20 protein-coding genes are annotated in these 20,395 nt (G+C 44.1%); 8 read left to right on the plus strand and 12 right to left on the minus strand.

The genetic code is table 11. The annotated features are described in order from the left end of the window. Positions 1-27: 27 nt before the first annotated feature. The gene (gene znuC, locus AAGA51_RS10960) at positions 28-816 is read left to right on the plus strand and encodes a zinc ABC transporter ATP-binding protein ZnuC (protein ID WP_042483893.1); all 789 of its coding nucleotides are present in this window, start codon (positions 28-30) and stop codon (positions 814-816) included. After that, the gene (gene znuB, locus AAGA51_RS10965) at positions 809-1,591 is read left to right on the plus strand and encodes a zinc ABC transporter permease subunit ZnuB (protein ID WP_042484160.1); all 783 of its coding nucleotides are present in this window, start codon (positions 809-811) and stop codon (positions 1,589-1,591) included. Before znuC ends, znuB begins: the two co-directional genes overlap by 8 nt. Positions 1,592-1,666: 75 nt before the next feature. Here znuB and sucD read toward each other — a convergent pair whose 3' ends face one another. The 8 genes from sucD to sdhC form a co-directional block, all read right to left on the minus strand. Further along, complete coding sequence (gene sucD, locus AAGA51_RS10970; RefSeq protein WP_042483896.1) at positions 1,667-2,539, minus strand: succinate--CoA ligase subunit alpha; 873 nt, start codon at positions 2,537-2,539, stop codon at positions 1,667-1,669. Beyond that, positions 2,539-3,705 carry an ADP-forming succinate--CoA ligase subunit beta gene (sucC, locus tag AAGA51_RS10975; RefSeq protein ID WP_042483897.1) on the minus strand — a complete coding sequence of 389 codons (1,167 nt, stop codon included), beginning with the start codon at positions 3,703-3,705 and terminating at the stop codon, positions 2,539-2,541. Before sucC ends, sucD begins: the two co-directional genes overlap by 1 nt. A gap of 191 nt (positions 3,706-3,896) precedes the next feature. Further along, complete coding sequence (gene odhB, locus AAGA51_RS10980; RefSeq protein WP_042483902.1) at positions 3,897-5,105, minus strand: 2-oxoglutarate dehydrogenase complex dihydrolipoyllysine-residue succinyltransferase; 1,209 nt, start codon at positions 5,103-5,105, stop codon at positions 3,897-3,899. A 28-nt stretch (positions 5,106-5,133) separates the two neighbouring features. After that, the gene (gene sucA / locus AAGA51_RS10985; RefSeq protein ID WP_042483904.1) at positions 5,134-7,944 is read right to left on the minus strand and encodes a 2-oxoglutarate dehydrogenase E1 component; all 2,811 of its coding nucleotides are present in this window, start codon (positions 7,942-7,944) and stop codon (positions 5,134-5,136) included. Between the two features lie 89 nt (positions 7,945-8,033). Beyond that, positions 8,034-8,744 carry a succinate dehydrogenase iron-sulfur subunit gene (locus AAGA51_RS10990; protein WP_042483907.1) on the minus strand — a complete coding sequence of 237 codons (711 nt, stop codon included), beginning with the start codon at positions 8,742-8,744 and terminating at the stop codon, positions 8,034-8,036. Between the two features lie 14 nt (positions 8,745-8,758). Further along, entirely contained in the window at positions 8,759-10,525 is a 1,767-nt protein-coding gene (gene sdhA / locus AAGA51_RS10995) for a succinate dehydrogenase flavoprotein subunit (RefSeq protein ID WP_042483910.1), read from the minus strand. After that, entirely contained in the window at positions 10,526-10,870 is a 345-nt protein-coding gene (gene sdhD, locus AAGA51_RS11000) for a succinate dehydrogenase, hydrophobic membrane anchor protein (RefSeq protein WP_042483912.1), read from the minus strand. Beyond that, positions 10,864-11,256, minus strand: coding sequence for a succinate dehydrogenase cytochrome b556 subunit (sdhC, locus tag AAGA51_RS11005; protein WP_042483914.1), 393 nt, complete (start codon positions 11,254-11,256; stop codon positions 10,864-10,866). The genes sdhD and sdhC overlap by 7 nt, the downstream gene beginning before the upstream one ends. A 394-nt stretch (positions 11,257-11,650) precedes the next feature. Between sdhC and AAGA51_RS11010 the strand changes: the two genes are divergently transcribed. Then, complete coding sequence (locus AAGA51_RS11010) at positions 11,651-12,940, plus strand: citrate synthase (protein WP_042483918.1); 1,290 nt, start codon at positions 11,651-11,653, stop codon at positions 12,938-12,940. A gap of 67 nt (positions 12,941-13,007) precedes the next feature. Here the strand turns inward: AAGA51_RS11010 and AAGA51_RS11015 are convergent, their stop codons facing one another. Further along, positions 13,008-13,766 (minus strand): Nif3-like dinuclear metal center hexameric protein, encoded by a 759-nt coding sequence (locus AAGA51_RS11015; RefSeq protein WP_042483920.1) that lies wholly within the window; start codon positions 13,764-13,766, stop codon positions 13,008-13,010. A gap of 80 nt (positions 13,767-13,846) precedes the next feature. Here AAGA51_RS11015 and AAGA51_RS11020 point away from each other — a divergent pair, with 80 nt between their 5' ends. Next, entirely contained in the window at positions 13,847-14,608 is a 762-nt protein-coding gene (locus AAGA51_RS11020; protein ID WP_042483922.1) for a DUF1853 family protein, read from the plus strand. A 76-nt stretch (positions 14,609-14,684) separates the two neighbouring features. Here AAGA51_RS11020 and pgm read toward each other — a convergent pair whose 3' ends face one another. Then, positions 14,685-16,331, minus strand: coding sequence for a phosphoglucomutase (alpha-D-glucose-1,6-bisphosphate-dependent) (pgm, locus tag AAGA51_RS11025; protein WP_042483924.1), 1,647 nt, complete (start codon positions 16,329-16,331; stop codon positions 14,685-14,687). 158 nt (positions 16,332-16,489) lie between these two features. Continuing rightward, positions 16,490-17,050 carry a replication initiation negative regulator SeqA gene (seqA, locus tag AAGA51_RS11030; protein WP_042483927.1) on the minus strand — a complete coding sequence of 187 codons (561 nt, stop codon included), beginning with the start codon at positions 17,048-17,050 and terminating at the stop codon, positions 16,490-16,492. Between the two features lie 92 nt (positions 17,051-17,142). Here seqA and AAGA51_RS11035 point away from each other — a divergent pair, with 92 nt between their 5' ends. The 3 genes from AAGA51_RS11035 to fldA all read left to right on the plus strand — a co-directional run bounded on the left by AAGA51_RS11035 (position 17,143) and on the right by fldA (position 18,829). Continuing rightward, positions 17,143-17,907, plus strand: coding sequence for an alpha/beta fold hydrolase (locus AAGA51_RS11035; RefSeq protein ID WP_042483932.1), 765 nt, complete (start codon positions 17,143-17,145; stop codon positions 17,905-17,907). Positions 17,908-18,023: 116 nt separating this feature from the next. After that, positions 18,024-18,245, plus strand: a complete 222-nt coding sequence (locus AAGA51_RS11040; RefSeq protein WP_039424790.1) for a DUF2788 domain-containing protein — start codon at positions 18,024-18,026, stop codon at positions 18,243-18,245. Positions 18,246-18,301: 56 nt separating this feature from the next. After that, positions 18,302-18,829, plus strand: a complete 528-nt coding sequence (fldA, locus tag AAGA51_RS11045; protein WP_042483937.1) for a flavodoxin FldA — start codon at positions 18,302-18,304, stop codon at positions 18,827-18,829. 103 nt (positions 18,830-18,932) lie between these two features. Here the strand turns inward: fldA and AAGA51_RS11050 are convergent, their stop codons facing one another. Further along, on the minus strand, positions 18,933-19,445 hold the full coding sequence (locus tag AAGA51_RS11050; RefSeq protein WP_042483940.1) for a DUF4442 domain-containing protein: 513 nt from the start codon (positions 19,443-19,445) through the stop codon (positions 18,933-18,935). Positions 19,446-19,702: 257 nt separating this feature from the next. Between AAGA51_RS11050 and fcrX the strand changes: the two genes are divergently transcribed. Further along, complete coding sequence (gene fcrX / locus AAGA51_RS11055) at positions 19,703-20,152, plus strand: ferric iron uptake transcriptional regulator FcrX (protein WP_042483943.1); 450 nt, start codon at positions 19,703-19,705, stop codon at positions 20,150-20,152. Positions 20,153-20,395: the final 243 nt, after the last annotated feature.

Here is a 20,395-nt window from a genome sequence, read left to right on the forward strand (position 1 = left end):
TCAGTCAATTGCAAATGAGTTCCATTAATGTCAGCGCTTATTGAGTTGCAAGATATCTGCGTAGATTTCAACCAACTCCGAGTATTAGATCGCGTCAACCTTGCTCTTTCAAAAGGAAAGATAACGACCCTTATCGGACCAAATGGAGCAGGAAAATCGACTTTAGTCAGAGTACTGCTCGGTCTTCACACACCGACTTCAGGTAATGTCGTCAAAGCTAAAAATGTAAAGATTGGCTATGTCCCGCAGAAGCTAAAACTTAACGATACGTTACCACTCACCGTAGAGCGTTTTCTGAAACTCGCTGGTAAGTATAGTCGTCAGGAACTCACCGAAGCGATGCGATTGGTTGGTGCTGAACATTTGGCAAAAAATGACATGCACAAGTTGTCTGGTGGCGAAAACCAACGAGTACTGCTTGCACGTGCTTTGCTACAAAGACCTGACATCCTTGTATTGGATGAGCCAGCTCAAGGTGTGGATGTGCAAGGCCAAATTGACTTATACGATTTAATCAATACCATTCGTCAGCGTTTCGGCTGTGGTGTATTTATGGTTTCCCATGATCTTCATCTGGTAATGGCAAAAACCGATGAGGTGATTTGTTTGCATCACCATGTGTGTTGTTCCGGTACACCGGAGCACATCACCAAACACCCAAGTTATATTGCTTTATTCGGTGACCGTAGCCGAGAAACATTGGCGTTTTATCATCATAACCATGAGCACCATCATCATGATCTTTCTGGTCAGCCAGTAAAAGGCGATGCTGGTACATGTTCTCACCACTCCCATGGTCATCATCAACATGATTGAATTTCTACTTCCATCGATTCTTGCTGGTATTGGCATTGCGATTATTGCAGGACCATTAGGCTCATTTGTCGTTTGGCGCAAAATGGCCTACTTTGGCGACACGTTAGCTCACGCCTCTCTTATGGGGCTTGCGTTGGGCTTTCTTTTGGACATCAATCTTTATTTTGCGCTGCTTATTTGTTGTTTAGGATTGGCCTTCATTTTAGTAACGCTGCAAAAGCAGCAATTGGTTGCTACCGATACATTGCTCGGCATCCTGGCTCACAGCTCTCTATCGCTCGGTTTGATTGCTGTTAGTTTTCTGGACAATGTTCGTATTGATTTGATGAGTTATCTGTTCGGCGATCTGCTTGCAGTAAACCCTTCTGACCTAATCTTTATCTGGAGCGGTGTGATCATTGTAGGCGCGATTCTTTATCTGTTTTGGCGTCCATTGCTTTCAAGCAGTGTGAATGAAGAACTTGCTTCGGTAGAAGGCATCAACATTGACCTGATGCGTTTGGTACTCATGCTATTAGTAGGTTTAGTTATCGCTGTGGGCATGAAGTTTGTGGGTGCCCTGATCATGACCTCACTACTTATTATTCCGGCAGCGACCGCAAGACGACTGGCTCAAACACCAGAGCAGATGGCACTGTTTGCCTCTCTAATCGGCATCATCAGCGTCCTGTGCGGACTAACTTTATCTTGGCACTTTGACACACCAGCGGGTCCATCTGTCGTTATCAGCGCAAGCACATTGTTTATGCTTAGCCATATCGTTAAAAGAAGTTAATGGTTTCTTTAATACCTTAGCGCTTCCAATAAAAAACCCAAGCCTGAGCTTGGGTTTTCTTTATCTAAGATGAAATTACCAACCAGTAACTTCACGCAGAGCTTTACCGATGTCCGCTAGGCTCTTAACCGTTTTCACGCCAGCAGATTCAAGTGCAGCAAATTTATCTTCCGCTGTACCTTTACCACCAGAGATGATTGCGCCCGCGTGGCCCATACGTTTACCCGGAGGAGCAGTAACACCCGCGATGTAAGAAACAACTGGCTTAGTTACGTTTTCTTTGATGAACGCTGCTGCGTCTTCTTCCGCTGTACCACCGATTTCACCAATCATTACGATTGCTTCAGTCTCTGGATCTTCTTGGAACAGTTTTAGAATATCGATAAAGTTTGAACCCGGAATTGGGTCACCACCGATACCAACACACGTAGACTGACCGAAACCTTCGTCAGTAGTCTGTTTAACCGCTTCATAAGTCAGAGTACCAGAACGAGATACGATACCTACTTTACCTTTCTTATGAATATGACCAGGCATGATACCGATCTTACATTCGTCTGGAGTAATAACACCCGGACAGTTAGGACCGATCATACGTACGCCAGTTTCTTCCAGCTTCACTTTCACATCGATCATATCGATAGTTGGGATGCCTTCCGTGATCGTTACGATTAGCTGAATACCTGCATCAATAGCTTCTAGAATTGCATCTTTACAGAATGCTGCTGGTACGTAGATAACCGTCGCTGTAGCGCCTGTTGCTTCTACTGCTTCACGTACAGTGTTGAACACAGGTAGACCTAGGTGAGTTTGACCACCTTTACCTGGAGAAACACCACCAACCATTTGCGTTCCGTAAGCGATCGCTTGCTCAGAGTGGAAAGTACCTTGGCCGCCAGTAAAACCTTGGCAGATCACTTTAGTATCTTTGTTAATAAGTACAGACATTATTTGCCCTCCGCAGCAGCAACAACTTTTTGAGCTGCGTCAGTTAGAGACTCAGCTGCAATGATATCAAGACCAGAACTTGCAAGAACTTCACGACCAAGCTCCGCGTTCGTACCTTCTAGACGAACAACAACCGGAACGCTTACGCCAACTTCTTTCACTGCTCCTATAATACCTTCTGCGATCATGTCACAGCGTACGATACCACCAAAGATGTTTACTAGAACGGCTTTCACATTGTCATCAGATAGGATGATCTTGAATGCTTCAGCTACTCGCTCTTTCGTTGCACCACCACCTACATCTAGGAAGTTTGCAGGTTTGCCACCGTGTAGGTTAACAATGTCCATTGTACCCATTGCTAGACCAGCACCGTTAACCATACAGCCAACGTTACCGTCTAGAGCTACGTAGTTCAGTTCCCACTGAGCTGCGTGTGCTTCACGCTCGTCTTCCTGTGAAGGATCGTGCATTTCACGCAGTTTAGGTTGACGGTACATAGCGTTTGAGTCGATGTTGATTTTACCGTCTAGGCACAATAGGTTGCCTTCGCCAGTAATCACAAGCGGGTTGATCTCTAGTAGAGCGAGGTCGTACTGAGAGAACATTTGACCAAGACCCATAAAGATCTTAACGAATTGTTTAATTTGGTCACCAGCAAGGCCTAGTTTGAACGCAAGTTCACGACCTTGGTAAGCTTGTGGGCCTACGAGTGGATCAATCGCTGCTTTGTGAATTAACTCTGGAGTTTCTTCAGCAACTTTTTCAATTTCTACACCACCTTCTGTTGACGCCATGAACACAATTTTACGTGTAGCACGGTCAACAACTGCACCTAAGTACAATTCATTTGCGATGTTTGACGCTTCTTCAACCAGAATCTTAGCAACAGGCTGACCGTTTGCGTCTGTTTGGTAAGTTACTAGGTTTTTACCTAGCCACTTTTGAGCAAACTCTTTAACGCCTTCTTTAGTGTCGTGAAGTTCTACACCACCCGCTTTACCGCGGCCACCTGCGTGAACCTGACACTTAACGACTTTTTTCGCTGTACTGATACGGCCAGCAGCTTCGAAAGCTTCTTGTGGCGTATCACATGCATAACCTTCGGGTACAGGCAATCCAAATTCTGCAAACAGCTGTTTGGCTTGGTATTCATGCAAATTCATTTTGATATTCCGTTTGTTCTTCCTTTGAAGGAATTATTATTTCCATAACGCTACAGTCTTGGCTGCGTTTGCGTTCGTAGGGCTTTACAAATAAGTCGTTGAAACTTAGATGAAGGCCAGATGTTGGGCAGTCTAGCCTTGGGCGCTATGGGCGTCTAGTCACCCTAGGGTAACTAGACGTTTTAGCGATATTAAATGTCTAATAGCAGACGTGCAGGGTCTTCTAGTAGTTCCTTAACGGTTACTAGGAAGCCTACTGACTCGCGGCCATCGATTAAACGGTGGTCGTAAGATAGAGCTAGGTACATCATAGGTAAGATTTCAATCTTACCGTCCACTACCATCGCGCGGTCTTGAATCTTATGCATACCCAAGATTGCCGCCTGTGGTGGGTTGATGATTGGCGTAGACATTAGCGAGCCAAATACACCACCGTTAGTGATAGTGAAGTTACCACCCACTAATTCATCTACCGTCAACTTACCGTCACGACCTTTAAGTGCGAGTTCTTTGATGCCTTTTTCCACTTGAGCAAAACCAAGGGTATCCGCATCTTTAAGCACTGGCGTCACCAAACCACGAGGTGTTGATACCGCAATGCTGATATCAAAGAAGTTGTGGTAAACGACATCGTCGCCATCCAATGAAGCATTCACTTCTGGGTAACGTTTTAGAGCTTCTGTTACGGCTTTCACGTAGAAAGACATAAAACCAAGACGAATACCGTGGCGCTTCTCAAACTGGTCTTGATACTGCGCACGAAGATCCATAATAGGCTTCATGTTCACTTCGTTGAACGTCGTCAACATTGCAGTGCTGTTCTTCGCTTCAAGCAGACGCTCTGCAATACGCTTACGAAGGCGAGTCATCGGCACGCGTTTTTCGCTACGAGCTGCAACAGGTGCTGGCGCTGCTGCTTCAGCAACAGGAGCAGGTGCTGCTTTGTTCGATGCTAGGTGTGCTTCGATGTCTTCACGAGTAATACGACCGCCTACACCAGAACCTTTCACGTCACTCGCTTCTAGGTTGTGTTCTGCAAGCAGACGACGAACTGCTGGGCTTAGCGCATCGTTCGTTTCTTCAGTCAACGTCGCTTTGTGACGTTTGTCTGGAGAAGCTTCGCTTGAATCCGCAGAGTCTTTAGTTGGCTCGCCTGCAACAACTCCAGGAGTTAGGCGTGCAAGTAGTTGTTTAGAAAGAACGGTTGCACCTTCTTCTTCAAGAATCGCTTCTAGTACACCTTCTTCCGGAGCTGGTACTTCTAAAACAACTTTATCAGTTTCGATTTCAACAATGACTTCGTCACGAGCAACCATGTCGCCCGGTTTCTTGTGCCAAGTCGCGACAGTTGCGTCCGCTACTGATTCAGGTAAGTCTGGAACCAGAATTTCAATTGTCATATCTGTGTCTTCCTTTTACTTCTAGTTCTTAAGCTATGTTCAGAGCGTCATCAACTAACGCTTTCTGCTGCTTCAAGTGTACCGACATATAGCCTACTGCTGGTGATGCAGAAGCTGGACGGCCTGCATATTTCAAATCGGCGCCTGCTGGGATCGCCGCACGGAAATTGTGTTGACTACAGTACCAAGCGCCTTGGTTTTGAGGCTCTTCCTGACACCATACATAATCAACAGCGTTAGTGTATTGTTCGATAGCCGCTTGTACTTCTTCCATCGGGAATGGGTAAAGCTGTTCAATACGAACGATAGCAACATCATCTTGTTCATTGCTACGACGTTGCTCTAACAAGTCGTAGTAAACTTTGCCTGAACAGAATACAACGCGTTTAACGTTAGCAGGGTTCAAATCGTCAATTTCACCGATAGCTGGCAAGAATGTACCTTGCGCTAGCTCTTCCATGCTTGACACACATAGAGGATGACGAAGCAGAGATTTTGGTGACATAACAATGAGCGGACGACGCATCTTACGTACAACCTGACGACGCAGCATGTGGTAAACCTGTGCTGGTGTAGAAGGTACGATAACTTGCATGTTTTGCTCTGCACATAGCTGCAGGTAACGTTCTAGACGTGCAGACGAGTGCTCTGGGCCTTGACCTTCGTAGCCGTGAGGCAGCAGCATAGTCAAACCACATAGACGAGCCCATTTCTGTTCGCCAGAAGAGATGAATTGGTCGATAACAACCTGCGCACCGTTGGCAAAGTCACCAAACTGAGCTTCCCAAATGGTTAAACCACTAGGTTCAGCTGTCGCATAACCATATTCAAATGCCAATACCGCTTCTTCAGATAACACCGAGTCCAAAACTTCAAATGGACCTTGGTTGTCATGAATATTCGCTAAAGGAATGTACGTGCTCGCGTCTGTTTGGTTGTGTAGAACCGAATGACGGTGGAAGAACGTGCCACGTCCAGAGTCCTGACCAGAGATACGAATTCGCTTACCATTATCAACCAAAGTTGCGTAAGCCAAAGTTTCCGCCATACCCCAATCAAGTTTTTTCTCACCAGTAATCATAGCCTTACGGTCGTTGTAGATTTTTTCTACACGACTTTGAAGTTTATGACTCTCTGGATGCGAACAAGTGCGTGTTGCAAGCTCTTTCAGGCGATCAAGATCAATTTGGCTATCCCAATCAATATTCCAATCGTGACCTAAGTACGGAGACCAGTCTACAGAGTGCATTGCCATTGGGCGCCATTCTTTAACGACGACTTCACCACGATCCAATGCATCACGATATTCATTCACCAATTGAGTGGCTGTCTCAATATCGCATTCTTTACGATCGATCAGCACATCAGCGTATAGCTTACGTGGTGTTGGGTGTTTTTTGATTTTCTGGTACATCAGAGGCTGAGTTGCATTTGGCTCATCAGCTTCGTTATGTCCATGACGACGATAACAAACAAGGTCAATCACGACGTCACGTTTGAACTCATTACGGTAATCCAGTGCAATGCGTGTTACGAACGCAACCGCTTCTGGATCGTCTGAGTTAACGTGGAAGATTGGCGCCTGAACCATTTTCGCGATGTCAGTACAGTACATGGTTGAACGAGTGTCGCGAGGGTTTGAAGTCGTGAAACCAACTTGGTTGTTAACCACGATACGAACCGTACCACCAACACAGTAACCGCGAGCCAATGACATGTTAAATGTTTCAGCTACAACACCTTGCCCCGCAACAGCAGAGTCACCGTGAATAGTAATAGGAAGTACTTTGCTACCATCTTCATCGCCTAGACGATCTTGACGTGCGCGCACAGAACCCATAACTACTGGGTTTACAATCTCAAGGTGAGAAGGGTTAAACGCCAGTGCTAAGTGAACATCGCCACCTGGAGTTGCGAAATCCGCTGAGAAACCTTGGTGGTATTTAACGTCACCTGTACCCCATGTTTCGTCGTGCTTGCCAGCAAACTCATCAAACAAGTCTTGAGGTTTTTTACCCAAAACGTTAACAAGCATATTCAAGCGACCACGGTGCGCCATACCAACAACAACTTCACGCATACCGTTTTTACCGGCATGACGGATCAGCTCTTTAGTCATTGGGATTAATGCATCGCCACCTTCCAGTGAGAATCGTTTCGCGCCTGGGAATTTTGCGCCTAAATAGCGCTCAAGGCCTTCCGCTGCAGTTAATTCATCAAGGAAAGTGTTTTTCTCTTCGAGAGTGAAAGATGGCTGACCTACTACTGATTCTAAACGTTGTTGGATCCAACGCTTTTGCTCAGTGTCTGTCATGTGCATGTATTCAGCACCGATAGAACCACAATAAGTCTGTTCTAGAGATTTGTAGATGTCCTTTAACTTCATGGTTTCTGTGCCAACGGCAAAAGAACCAACGTTAAAAGTTTCTTCCATATCATCTTCGGTAAGATTGTGGAAAGCAGGATCCAATTCCGCCACTGGTGGGCGTTTCCACAAATTTAGGGGGTCAAGTTTAGCAGCTTCATGTCCGCGGAAGCGGTAAGCATTGATAAGCTGTAATACTTTTACTTGTTTTGCATCGACTTCGGGGTCACTAACTTGGACATTGTAATGCTTTGTCTCTTGAGCGAGTCGTCGGAAGTAATCACGGACACGTGAATGCGGCTGTTCAACCACATTTTCAGGCTGCGTAGGCAAACCATCAAAAACACGTTTCCACTCCTCACTTACCAGATCGGGATCACTTAGATACAGTTCGTAGATATCTTCTACATAAGTTGCATTGGCGCCAGCCAAGTGTGAAGACTCGAGCCATGCCTTCATCACGCCGTTGTGCATTATTTTCCCTTAACTAGTAGGTTTCACGTTTGCTTCGGTCTATGCCGAGCTACAAAGGCAGGCCCTAGAGCCTGCAATCTTGTGACTATTTAAACAGAACGATTAATCAGCATTGATTTAATATGGCCGATTGCTTTCGTCGGATTTAACCCTTTAGGACAGACACTTACACAATTCATGATGCCATGGCAACGAAAAACGCTAAATGCATCATCAAGATTAGATAAGCGTTCATCTGTCGCAGTGTCACGACTATCAATTAACCATCGATAAGCAGCTAAAAGACCTGCAGGACCAATAAACTTATCAGGATTCCACCAGAACGAAGGACATGAAGTTGTACAACATGCACACATGATACATTCGTACAGACCATCTAAATGCGCGCGCTCTTCAGGAGACTGTAAGTTTTCACGTGAAGGAGGTAAATCACCTTCAGAGATCAGGAACGGTTTCACTTTTGCGTAGTTGTCATAGAACTGGGTCATATCAACGATCAAGTCACGAACAACTGGCAAACCAGGTAGTGGACGAATCACAATTTTACTGCCTTTAAGTGCAGATAAAGGCGTGATACATGCCAGACCGTTTTTACCATTCATGTTTAAACCATCGGAACCACAAACACCTTCACGACATGAACGACGGAATGCGATTGTAGGATCTTGTTCTTTCAGCAAAATCAGTGCATCAAGAACCATCATATCCGAGCCTTCTTCAACCTCAAGCACATACTCTTTCATATACGGCTTGTTGTCTACATCCGGGTTGTAACGATACAAAGAGAAGTTCAATTTCATTGGTTAATCCTCCCTTAGTATGTACGGATTTTTGGAGGGAACGCTTCACGATGTACAGGCGTCATGTTTACATCACGCTTGCTCATCTGTTCCGTCTCAGGGTTGTAGATAGAGTGACATAGCCAGTTAGCATCATCACGGTCTGGGAAATCGAATCGAGCATGTGCGCCACGGCTTTCTGTACGGTAGTTCGCCGCAACAGCCGTTGAGAATGCAGTTTCCATCAAGTTATCCAGCTCTAGACACTCAATACGCTGAGTGTTGAACTCAGAAGACTTATCTGAAAGATGAGCTTCTTGCAGACGCTCACGAATCACTTTCAGCTCTTCTAAACCTTGTGCCATTGCATCACCTTCACGGAATACCGAGAAGCTGTTTTGCATACAACGTTGTAGGTCTTTACGGATTTGGAATGGGTCTTCGCCGCCTTTGCTGTTTTCCCAACGCATAGTACGCGCTAGAGAGGCTTCGATATCCGATTCAGTTGCAGGACGTGCTTCTGCTTGCGCCGCAAGAGTCTCACCTAGGTGAAGACCGGTTGCACGGCCGAATACCACTAGGTCAAGCAGTGAGTTACCACCTAGACGGTTTGCACCGTGAACAGACACAGATGCAATCTCACCACAAGCAAACAAGCCTTGAACTTCCATATCTTTACCAGAAGCATCTTGCTTAATCGCTTGACCAGAAACTTGAGTTGGTACACCACCCATCATGTAGTGACAGGTTGGAATAACTGGAATTGGTTCTTTTACTGGGTCAACGTGAGCAAAGGTACGAGAAAGTTCACAGATACCAGGTAGACGAGATTCAAGAACGTCTCTACCTAAGTGATCCAGTTTCAGCTTGATGTGTGGACCCCAAGGACCATCACAACCACGACCTTCACGAATTTCAATCATCATTGAACGAGCAACAACGTCACGACCAGCAAGATCTTTTGCGTTTGGAGCATAACGTTCCATGAAACGTTCGCCGTCTTTATTTAGAAGGTAACCACCTTCACCACGACAACCTTCAGTTACCAATACACCCGCACCCGCAATACCTGTTGGGTGGAATTGCCACATTTCCATGTCTTGCATTGGTACACCAGCACGCAGTGCCATACCGACACCGTCACCTGTGTTGATATGAGCATTAGTCGTAGAAGCGTAGATACGACCCGCACCACCTGTTGCCAGAATCGTTGCTTTAGATTTGAAGTAACAAATCTCACCAGTTTCCATACATAGAGCAGTACAACCTAAGATGGCACCATCTTGGTTCTTCACTAAATCCAGTGCGTACCACTCAGAGAAAATGGTTGTCTTATGTTTGATGTTTTGTTGGTAAAGAGTGTGCAGTAGCGCGTGACCAGTACGGTCAGCCGCAGCCGCCGTACGAGCAGCCTGCTCGCCACCAAACTCTTTAGATTGACCACCAAACGGACGTTGATAGATTGAACCATCTTCAAAACGAGAGAATGGAAGACCCATGCGCTCAAGTTCGATAACAGATTCAGGACCGTTCTTACACATATATTCGATAGCATTTTGGTCACCGATGTAATCAGAACCTTTTACCGTATCGTACATGTGCCACTGCCAGTTATCTTTGTGAGAGTTACCAAGAGCAACGGTAATACCACCTTGAGCAGATACTGTGTGTGAACGAGTTGGGAATACTTTAGATAGCAAAGCACAAGATAAGCCTTGCTCAGAAATTTGCAGCGCAGCACGCATGCCAGCACCACCAGCGCCGATTACTACGGCATCAAACTCACGAACAGGAATAGTCACTTACGCACCCCACAAAACAAACAGGCCAGAGAAGAAGTACCCAAACAGAATTGCAATGACGACTAATTGAAGACCGCCACGAAGTTTAGAACACTTTACGTAGTCAGTTAGTACTTGCCATAAGCCAATCCAGCCGTGGATAAGTACTGAAACTAACGCCAACATTGTGAAGACTTTAGTAAACGTTCCTCCGAAGAAGGACGTCCATGAGGCATATGAGATATCTGTGAAAGCGCAGAAACTCACGAGATAGATCGTATAAAGAGTCATGATGATCGCGGTAGAGCGAATTAGTAAGAAATCATGAACTCCATTGCGACCGAATGAAGAAACGTTTTTTACCATACCAAGATCCCCGCCAATACAGATAGAACGGCTGTTGCACCGAAAGCAACTTTCGCACTCATTGCTCCAGATTCAAGCTCCTCGAAATGACCAAGATCCATCAATAAATGACGAATACCACCAGCAATGTGGTAGGCCAAAGCGGTTAAAATTCCCCAAAGAATAAACTTGGCGAAAAAACCACCTACAAGATGACTCGCGTCCATGAAGCCTTGTGGCGAAGATAATGATAAGGATAGTAACCAAAGTAGTATGCCGACTGCGACAAACGTAATAACCCCTGACACACGGTGAAGGATTGATGCGATTGCGCTAATCGGAAAGCTAATGGTCTGTAAATCTAAATTAACAGGTCTTGACTTTCTTTCTTTCACGGGCTTGCTCACTCAGCTCCATTGAGCATTTATAGTTATGAATGTTTTTTGGTGGCAAAGCCATAAAACTTAACATTTACTTAACAAATAACCGCTATATCTAGCACTTAAATTGTAAATAAATTGTTAACAACAAGAATAAAAACCTCTCATTCTAATTGTTTCTAGCCTTGAATTTATAAGGTTTCCACCAAAATTAACTGCGCCAATATACGGCTGGCAACATTCTAATACAATTGATGTAACAATTTTTGCTACATAGAACAGATTTTTAACTTTATATGTATAAAAAATCAAAGAAAGTGCACACATCAGATGAAGAAAATTGACTTTGATGTGGATCAGACGTAAAAAAAGGCACACAAAACATCCTGGACGGATTAAATAATAAACAAAGGAGATTGTTATGGCAGATAAGAAAGCGACCCTTCATATTGAAGGTAAAGCGCCAATTGAACTGCCGATTATGGACGGGAGTATCGGCCCACAAGTAATCGATGTTCGCAAACTTGGAGCGAATGGCTACTTCACATTTGACCCGGGTTTTCTTGCCACTGCATCCTGTGAATCTCAAATCACTTACATCGACGGCGACAAAGGTGTTCTGCTACACCGCGGTTACCCTATCGATCAGTTAGCCAATAATGCCGACTATTTAGAAGTGTGTTACATCCTTCTTTACGGTGAAGCCCCTACTCGTGAAAAATACGAAGAGTTCAAGAAAATTGTAACTCGCCACACTATGGTGCATGAGCAAATCGCAAGCTTCTTCCACGGCTTCCGTCGTGATGCTCACCCAATGGCCGTCATGTGTGGTGTAGTTGGTGCACTTGCAGCCTTCTACCATGACTCTTTAGACATCAATAATGACCAACACCGCGAAATCGCGGCATACCGTCTACTGTCTAAAATGCCAACGTTGGCAGCAATGTGTTACAAGTACTCTGTAGGTCAACCATTCATTTACCCACGTAATGATCTTGGCTATGCAGAAAACTTCCTGCACATGATGTTTGCAACACCATGTGAAGAGTATGACGTTAACCCAGTGGTTGCTCGCGCGATGGATAAAATCTTTACCCTTCACGCAGACCATGAACAAAACGCATCAACTTCAACAGTGCGTCTAGCTGGTTCTTCTGGTGCTAACCCGTTTGCATGTATTGCAGCAGGTATCGCATCTCTTTGGGGACCTGCTCACGGTGGTGCTAACGAAGCATGTCTACGTATGCTCGAAGAGATCGGTTCTGTAGATAAGATTCCTGAATACGTTGAGCGTGCTAAGGATAAAGATGACCCGTTCCGCTTAATGGGCTTCGGTCACCGTGTTTACAAAAACTATGACCCTCGTGCTACGGTTATGCGTGAAGCATGTCACGACGTGCTTAAAGAGCTTAACATTAAGGATCCACTATTGGATGTGGCGATGGAGCTTGAGCGTATTGCCCTATCAGATGAATACTTCATCGAGAAGAAACTTTACCCGAACGTAGATTTCTACTCAGGTATCATTCTGAAAGCGATTGGTATTCCAGTATCAATGTTCACAGTAATCTTTGCGATGTCTCGTACTATCGGTTGGATTGCACACTGGAACGAAATGCACAGCGACCCTCAAAATCGTATCGGTCGTCCGCGTCAGCTTTATACTGGTCTTACAATGCGTGACTTTGAGCCTCTACACGAGCGCGAATAACTCCGTATTAATACGTACTAATAAAAAGAGCGAGATAATATCTCGCTCTTTTTATTTCTGTTATCAACTAAACTGGATTATCAATATCAATAAAAGTCACATCAAATCCATGTTGTTCAGCTAACCATTCACCTAACGCTTTGATGCCGTATCGCTCAGTTGCATGATGACCCGCGGCAAAATAGTGAATGTTGAGTTCTCTCGCCGAATAAGTGGTACGTTCTGAAATTTCGCCAGAAATAAAAGCATCCATCCCTTGTGAAGCCGCTAACTCAATAAAATCCTGACCACCACCAGTACACCAACCCACTTGCAGTATTTTCTTATCGGCCAATTCAGGTTCGATATGTAATGGCTCGCGATTTAGCACAGCCGCTATACGTTGCGCTAATTCTGCTCCCGTCATTTCTTTCTCAAGCCGACCAAACATCGCCACAGATTGTGGATGGCCTTCCAGTCCACCTTCAACTTCAATCTCTAATAGCTGAGCAAGCTGAGCGTTGTTGCCCAGTTCAGGATGAATATCTAAAGGCAAATGATAAGCGAATAAGTTGATGTCGTTCTTTATCAATTGGCGTATGCGTTCGCCTTTCATACCACGAATCGCCTCGTTTTCACCTTTCCAAAAATAGCCATGGTGAACCAAAATCGCATCCGCATTCATCTTTATTGCCTCTTCAATGAGAGCTTTGGATGCCGTCACACCTGTGACAATTTTTTTCATTTCTTTTCGACCTTCAACTTGAAGACCATTGGGGCAATAATCTTTAATTAGTTGTGGAGAGAGAGTCGCGTTCAATAACGCTTCAAACTGTAAATTATTCATCTCAAATTCCATTGCTTAATGGGTATGACGAGGTTATAACAATTTCAGAATAAATTGTCGAAATATGCTCGGGTAACTATATGGACTTAAAACCGTTAATTGATTGGGTAACAACCACCCCGTCGATATTTAAAGCTTCACCACCTATTGCAAGCAAGGCACCGTTTTCCAAGCCTGTACAAAGAAAATGGACAGCATATCAAGGCAACCAGCGACTTGGATTTTTATATCAACATCTGTGCTCTGAGCTTTTCAAATCTACCCCAACTTACAGCGCCATTGCTGAAGAAATTCAGCTTGTTCATGAAGGGAAAACATTAGGCTCTGTTGATTTCATTTTAAAAAACCGCAAAACCGAACAATTTGAGCACTGGGAAGTCGCGGTAAAATTCTATTTGCTTCACCAAGGTCTTTGGTATGGCCCGAATGCCGAAGACAGACTCGACCTGAAACTGGCTCATATGCTCAACCATCAGTTACCCCTTTCTAGCAGCGAACAGTTTTCATTGAAACATCCTTTATGGTCGAACGCTTCACAGCACCTTCTTATGCAAGGCAGATTGTACATCAACCCATTTACCCCTGAACCAGTACCCAATGAATGCTTAGGCTTCTCTATCAACGTCGATCAAATGCAAGGCCGTTGGTGTTATCAATCACAAGCTCATTTAATTAAAGAACCACTCTATCTGTTGGATAAAGCTCAGTGGCTAACAGGAAGAAACGAAGCCTCCCAACGCTACTCAGAACCGCAAGAAGGTTTTGTTCACTGCCAATCTGAATCGGGCGTATTCTGGTTTATATTGCCAGAAACGTGGCCAGCGCAAGAACAAGCCATCTAATTACAGTATCTCAAATGTAAAAAGAGAGGCGACCTAGTCGCCTCTCTTCATTTTTAATTCACGTAACAAACAAAAACTATAAACCAGCGGCTTTAAACACCTGATTTACGATTTCTTGAGCTTCTTTCTCGATCTGAGCTAAATGCTCAGCGCCTTTGAAGCTTTCGCAGTAAATTTTATAGATATCTTCAGTACCTGACGGACGAGCGGCGAACCAACCGAAGTCAGTTGTCACTTTCAAACCACCAATCGCAGCACCATTGCCCGGCGCATGAGTAAGACGAGCCGTAATTGGGTCACCAGCCAATGTTTGCGCAGCCACCATTTCAGCAGAGAGCTTACTTAACACGTCTTTCTGTGGACCATTAGCTACCGCTTGAATACGGTTGTAGCGAGATTCTCCGTGCTTAGCTGCTAATTCATCATAATATTGCTGAGGATTTTTACCCGTCACGGCGGTAATTTCAGCCGCTAATAAACATAAAATGATGCCGTCTTTATCCGTTGACCAAGGTGTGCCATCTTTACGTAAGAAAGAAGCACCTGCACTTTCTTCGCCACCAAAGCCAAATTTTCCGCTGTATAAACCATCAACAAACCACTTGAAGCCAACTGGCACTTCGCACAGTTCACGACCAAGATCCGCAACAACCTTATCGATAATCGCGCTGGATACCAGTGTTTTACCTACAGCAACCTCTTTGCCCCAACCGTCACGATGGCGGTATAGATAATCGATACACACTGCTAAGAAATGGTTTGGATTCATTAAACCTTTTGGAGTAACGATACCGTGACGGTCATAATCTGGGTCATTACCAAATGCCAGATCATACTCATCTTTAAGTGCAAGCAGACCTGCCATTGCATAAGGTGATGAACAGTCCATACGAACCACACCGTCTTTATCTAAAGACATAAACTGGAACGTTGGGTCAATTGCTTCGCTCACTAGCGTTAAATCTAAGTTGTATGCTTTACCAATTTGGCGCCAGTAATCAATACCGCTTCCGCCTAATGGATCAACACCAATTTTTAGATTCGCTTTTTGAATCGCTTCCATATCGATAACGTTAACCAAGTCATCAATATAAGGCTTCACCAAATCCACTTGTTTGAACAGCGGAGATTGTTTTGCCTCGCTAATCGCAACACGTTTTACGTCTTGCATATTGTTAGCAATGATCTCGTTAGCACGATCTTCAATCGCTTTGGTTAACTGACCTTCCGCAGGACCACCGTGAGTCGGGTTATATTTGATACCGCCATCCTGAGGTGGGTTGTGAGACGGTGTGATCACAATACCGTCTGCTTTCGCGTCATGCTTTAAGTTGTAAGTCAGGATCGCATGAGAAATACCCGGTGTTGGTGTGTAGCCGTTGTTCTCTTGCACAATCACTTCGACACCATTTGCAATCAGCACTTCAACAACAGAGCTGAATGCAGGTTCAGAAAGAGCATGGGTATCTTTACCAACAAATAGAGGGCCTTTTGTACCTTGAGCAGCGCGGACTTCAACCACAGCCTGAGCAATCGCCAAAATATGATTTTCGTTGAAGGTAGATTTATCCGCTGTGCCGCGGTGACCTGAAGTACCGAATTCTACTTTATGTGCAGAGTTACTTGGATCAGGTTGGAGTAGGAAGTAGTTTGCGACTAACGCAGGAATGTTATGTAAATCTTCTTGTTGCGCTTTCTGCCCAGCACGCGGGTGCATAGCCATAATGACATCCTTTCTAAAATTCAGACAAAATAAAACCTCATAATACGAACTTTGTATTGTGCATTATGAGGTTTGAATCAGACTTTTTTGTTTTTCAGTTCGAGATTTAGATCGCGCTTTCTCTTTAGTAAACGTTCTCTTTGTAGTTAACGTTCGTATTAGATAGCGTTGGTTACTTTCTCGATAATGTCCGCAGGGAAGTTCATCAGCGTCATCACTTGCTCAACCATCTGCTGTTTGCGGCTGGTGTTGTTGTTAGTGATAACCCAGAATGGCGTATTAGGAATCGCTTTTGGCTTTGTTGTTTGACCATTAGCCAATAAGGTCTGTTCGTTATCAGCAAAATACACACGTTTACGGCCTTTAACTGACATAGCGTCAGAGAAACTTGCCGAATCAATACGGTAAAGTGTCGACAGCACCAACATAAAACGGTCGACTGCTTTCTTTAATCCCGCAAACTCATCAGAAATCAATAAAGTACGCATTTCTTTTACGCTATCCACTTTCGTTTCTTGAGCAGCATCTTTACTCACAACGATACCTTTCGGTTCAGCAGCTATAGCAGACACAGCAGGAGCTTCTGGCTTAGCAGAAGATGTGTTCTTGTTATCTACATCCAACAGACGGCGCAAAATATCAGACGCGCTCTCACCGATATGAAGGGTTTGACCCGCGATGTAGCGGTATAGATCCTCATCAACCTCTATTGTTTTCATTCGCTTTTCACAATCTCAATGTTTAAACTCTGAGGGATTATAGCGAGATCTTTGCCGAGACTCTACGTTAAACCAATCACTAATAAGATAAAATGTCAGCACTTCTAAATTATAAACTCGAAGGTGAGGGTCACACCGTTGTTTTGATCCACGGCTTATTTGGCAACTTAGACAATTTAGGTTTACTCGCACGTGATTTAAAAACCGATCACCAAGTACTGAGCATTGACCTACGCAACCATGGTCAATCCTTTCATAGCGACGAACATGACTATGCAGTGATGGCTAATGATGTAAAGCAGCTTCTTGAGTCACTTAACATCGAAAATGCAATTGTGATTGGTCACTCGATGGGCGGCAAAGTCGCGATGAAGCTGGCTGATATCGATGCTTCGAGACTAGAGAAACTCGTGGTACTTGATATGTCTCCGGTCAAATACACCAAGCGTAAACATGATGCAGTCATCGCAGGATTAGATTCCGTGCTGGAAAACAAACCCTCTTCACGCGGTGAAGTCATGGAACTATTAGCCCAGCACATCGAAGAAGACGGAGTTCGCCAGTTCTTGGGCAAATCGCTCACCAAGCAAGATGACCATATGACTTGGCGTTTCAATGTGCCAAGCATCAAACAGAACTACTGGAATATCATCGGCTGGGAACCCATTGCCCCTTGTGATGTTCCAACGCTGTTTATCAAAGGTGGTAACTCAGACTATTTAACCGCTGAGCATCAACCTCAAATACAAGCGCAGTTTAAGCAGGCAAAAGCACATGTCATCGCTAACACAGGGCACTGGTTACATGCAGAAAAGCCAGCAGAAGTATTACGCGCCATTCGTAAGTTTATTGACTAAAGAGCAATTTATAACCATTAAGCCAACTAAGTGTGAATTCGGTAATGTTGCATCCATTAACTTTGCTTAATAACAGTGGTATAGTGCGCGCAAGCAAATTGGCATAAAGGATACCCATGCTGTACGACTACATGAATATGCTCGAATCTATCGGGCTAGACTTGCTTTTTGCATCTATCTTTTTCTTAATCGGTATGGCGATTAAAGATGTATTGAAACAAGGTAATGTACCAGTTTTTGGCCGTCGTATTGTTTGGTTAGTTCTATTTTTAGGTTGTGCAGGCTTTATCGCAAAAGGTCTTATCCAACTCAGTTGGGAAGGCACAGGTTTGGGTTAATTCCCCCAACACGTCGATTTCCCCGCAACCCATAACAATTTAAAGGTAAAGGCTCTATGGCAAGTGTAGGTATCTTCTTTGGTAGCGATACAGGTAACACCGAAGCGATTGCAAAGATGATTCAAAAACAACTCGGTAAAAATCTGGTTCATGTTCAAGATATTGCGAAAAGCAGCAAAGAGGACATCGATAACTTCGATCTTTTACTTCTAGGTATTCCTACTTGGTATTACGGTGAAGCTCAATGTGACTGGGATGACTTTTTCCCAGAACTAGAAGCCATTGACTTCTCTACTAAGCTAGTGGCAATTTTCGGCTGTGGTGACCAAGAAGATTACGCAGAATACTTCTGTGATGCGATGGGTACAGTACGTGACATAGTTGAAGCCAAAGGTGCAACTATCGTAGGTAACTGGTCAACAGAAGGCTACGAGTTTGAAGCGTCTAAAGCACTTGTTGATGAAAACCACTTTGTCGGTTTATGTATCGATGAAGACCGCCAACCTGAATTGACAGAAGAGCGTGTCACTAAGTGGGTACAACAAGTTTATGAAGAAATGTGTCTTGCTGAACTAGAAGACTAACCGTTTCTCTTGAAAATAAGCCCTTGCATTGCAGGGGCTTATTTTTATCCATCAAAAACGACAAGTACGCGAATCAACTTGTCCCAAGTTGATACTCTCAGAGTTAATTCACCGACTCGGTACACGCTTCATCATCGCCTTCGCGATATTTAGGTTTCTTCCGTACGTACAATTTACGGTGCACTTCAGAGACGACTTCACCACGTGCATTCTTGACGTGAATAATGAATTCAGGAAAACACTTATCCCCTGTCGCAGTCATATTTAAAATCGAATTTAATTGCTCATCAGTAATCCTGAACTCAGCAAACAGATCTGAATGTCCGGGCTTTATGAAGTTGATACTCGCCTCTTTATCCCAAACGTAATACTGCTCTCCGAGAATGCCCATTAACATCAGAGAATAAACGGGATCGGTTAAAGAAAAAATGCTGCCCCCATATTGGCTTCGATTGGCATTTTTGTTCCACCAGCGTAATTTCAAACGCATTTTTGCTTCGCGAAAATCCGTACTAATAGACTCAATTTTTATGCCCGCCCCCCAGAACGGAGGCCAACTATTCAATGCATACTTCACAATATTAGGTTTATATAGCTTCGAGAGTATTTTATTCATGCTATCCGTGCCTTAGACTCTAGATTGCTTCGCGCCTGCACCCGCAAATGGACTCGCATATGGCGCCAATAAAAAGCAGAATTAATGTTAAATAATTGTAACTGGTCTAATCACTTTTATCAGTGACATAGCACGACTTTAAGAGAAAACACTAGTAACCCTCTGAACTTCGTGGTTTATTGTTCAGTGCGAGTAACCTATAATGTTGAGCAACATTGAATTCTGTTATTTACTGCAGATCATCAACGGGAAGATATATGTCAGACAATAACCAAGCGCTAAAAGATGCTGGTCTTAAAGTAACCCTACCAAGGCTAAAGATTTTAGAAGTTTTACAACAGCCTGAGTGCCAACATATTAGTGCTGAAGAGCTCTACAAAAAGCTAATTGATCTTGGCGAAGAGATCGGTCTTGCTACGGTTTACCGAGTTCTAAACCAATTTGATGATGCAGGTATCGTTACTCGCCATCATTTTGAAGGCGGCAAGTCAGTATTTGAATTATCAACTCAACACCATCACGACCATCTTGTATGTCTAGATTGTGGTGAAGTAATTGAATTTTCTGATGAAGTGATTGAGCAGCGTCAAAGAGAGATTGCACAGCAATACAATGTTCAATTAACCAACCACAGCTTGTACTTGTACGGAAAATGTGGTGATGGTACTTGTAAAGAAAACCCAGACGCACACAAACTGAAAAAATAATTACGTTTGTCTGTATCTCTAATTTAAGAAGCCGAGTGATTATTGCACTCGGCTTTTTTATTCCCTTTCAGACAACAACTCGCTCCAAATTTAGAGTGATAATCATCTAACTCAACATTTCTTTAACTTTGATCTAACTCACACGTCTAAATAACCAGCACTTTCATATCATCCACATTAAGTGTGATCCAACAATTATTTCCCACACCTATAACTGGTCATTTTGTGATCTCTTATTGCTTT

The sequence above is a fragment of the Vibrio diazotrophicus genome (assembly GCF_038452265.1).
In the GTDB taxonomy this organism is placed as follows: Bacteria; Pseudomonadota; Gammaproteobacteria; order Enterobacterales; family Vibrionaceae; genus Vibrio; species Vibrio diazotrophicus.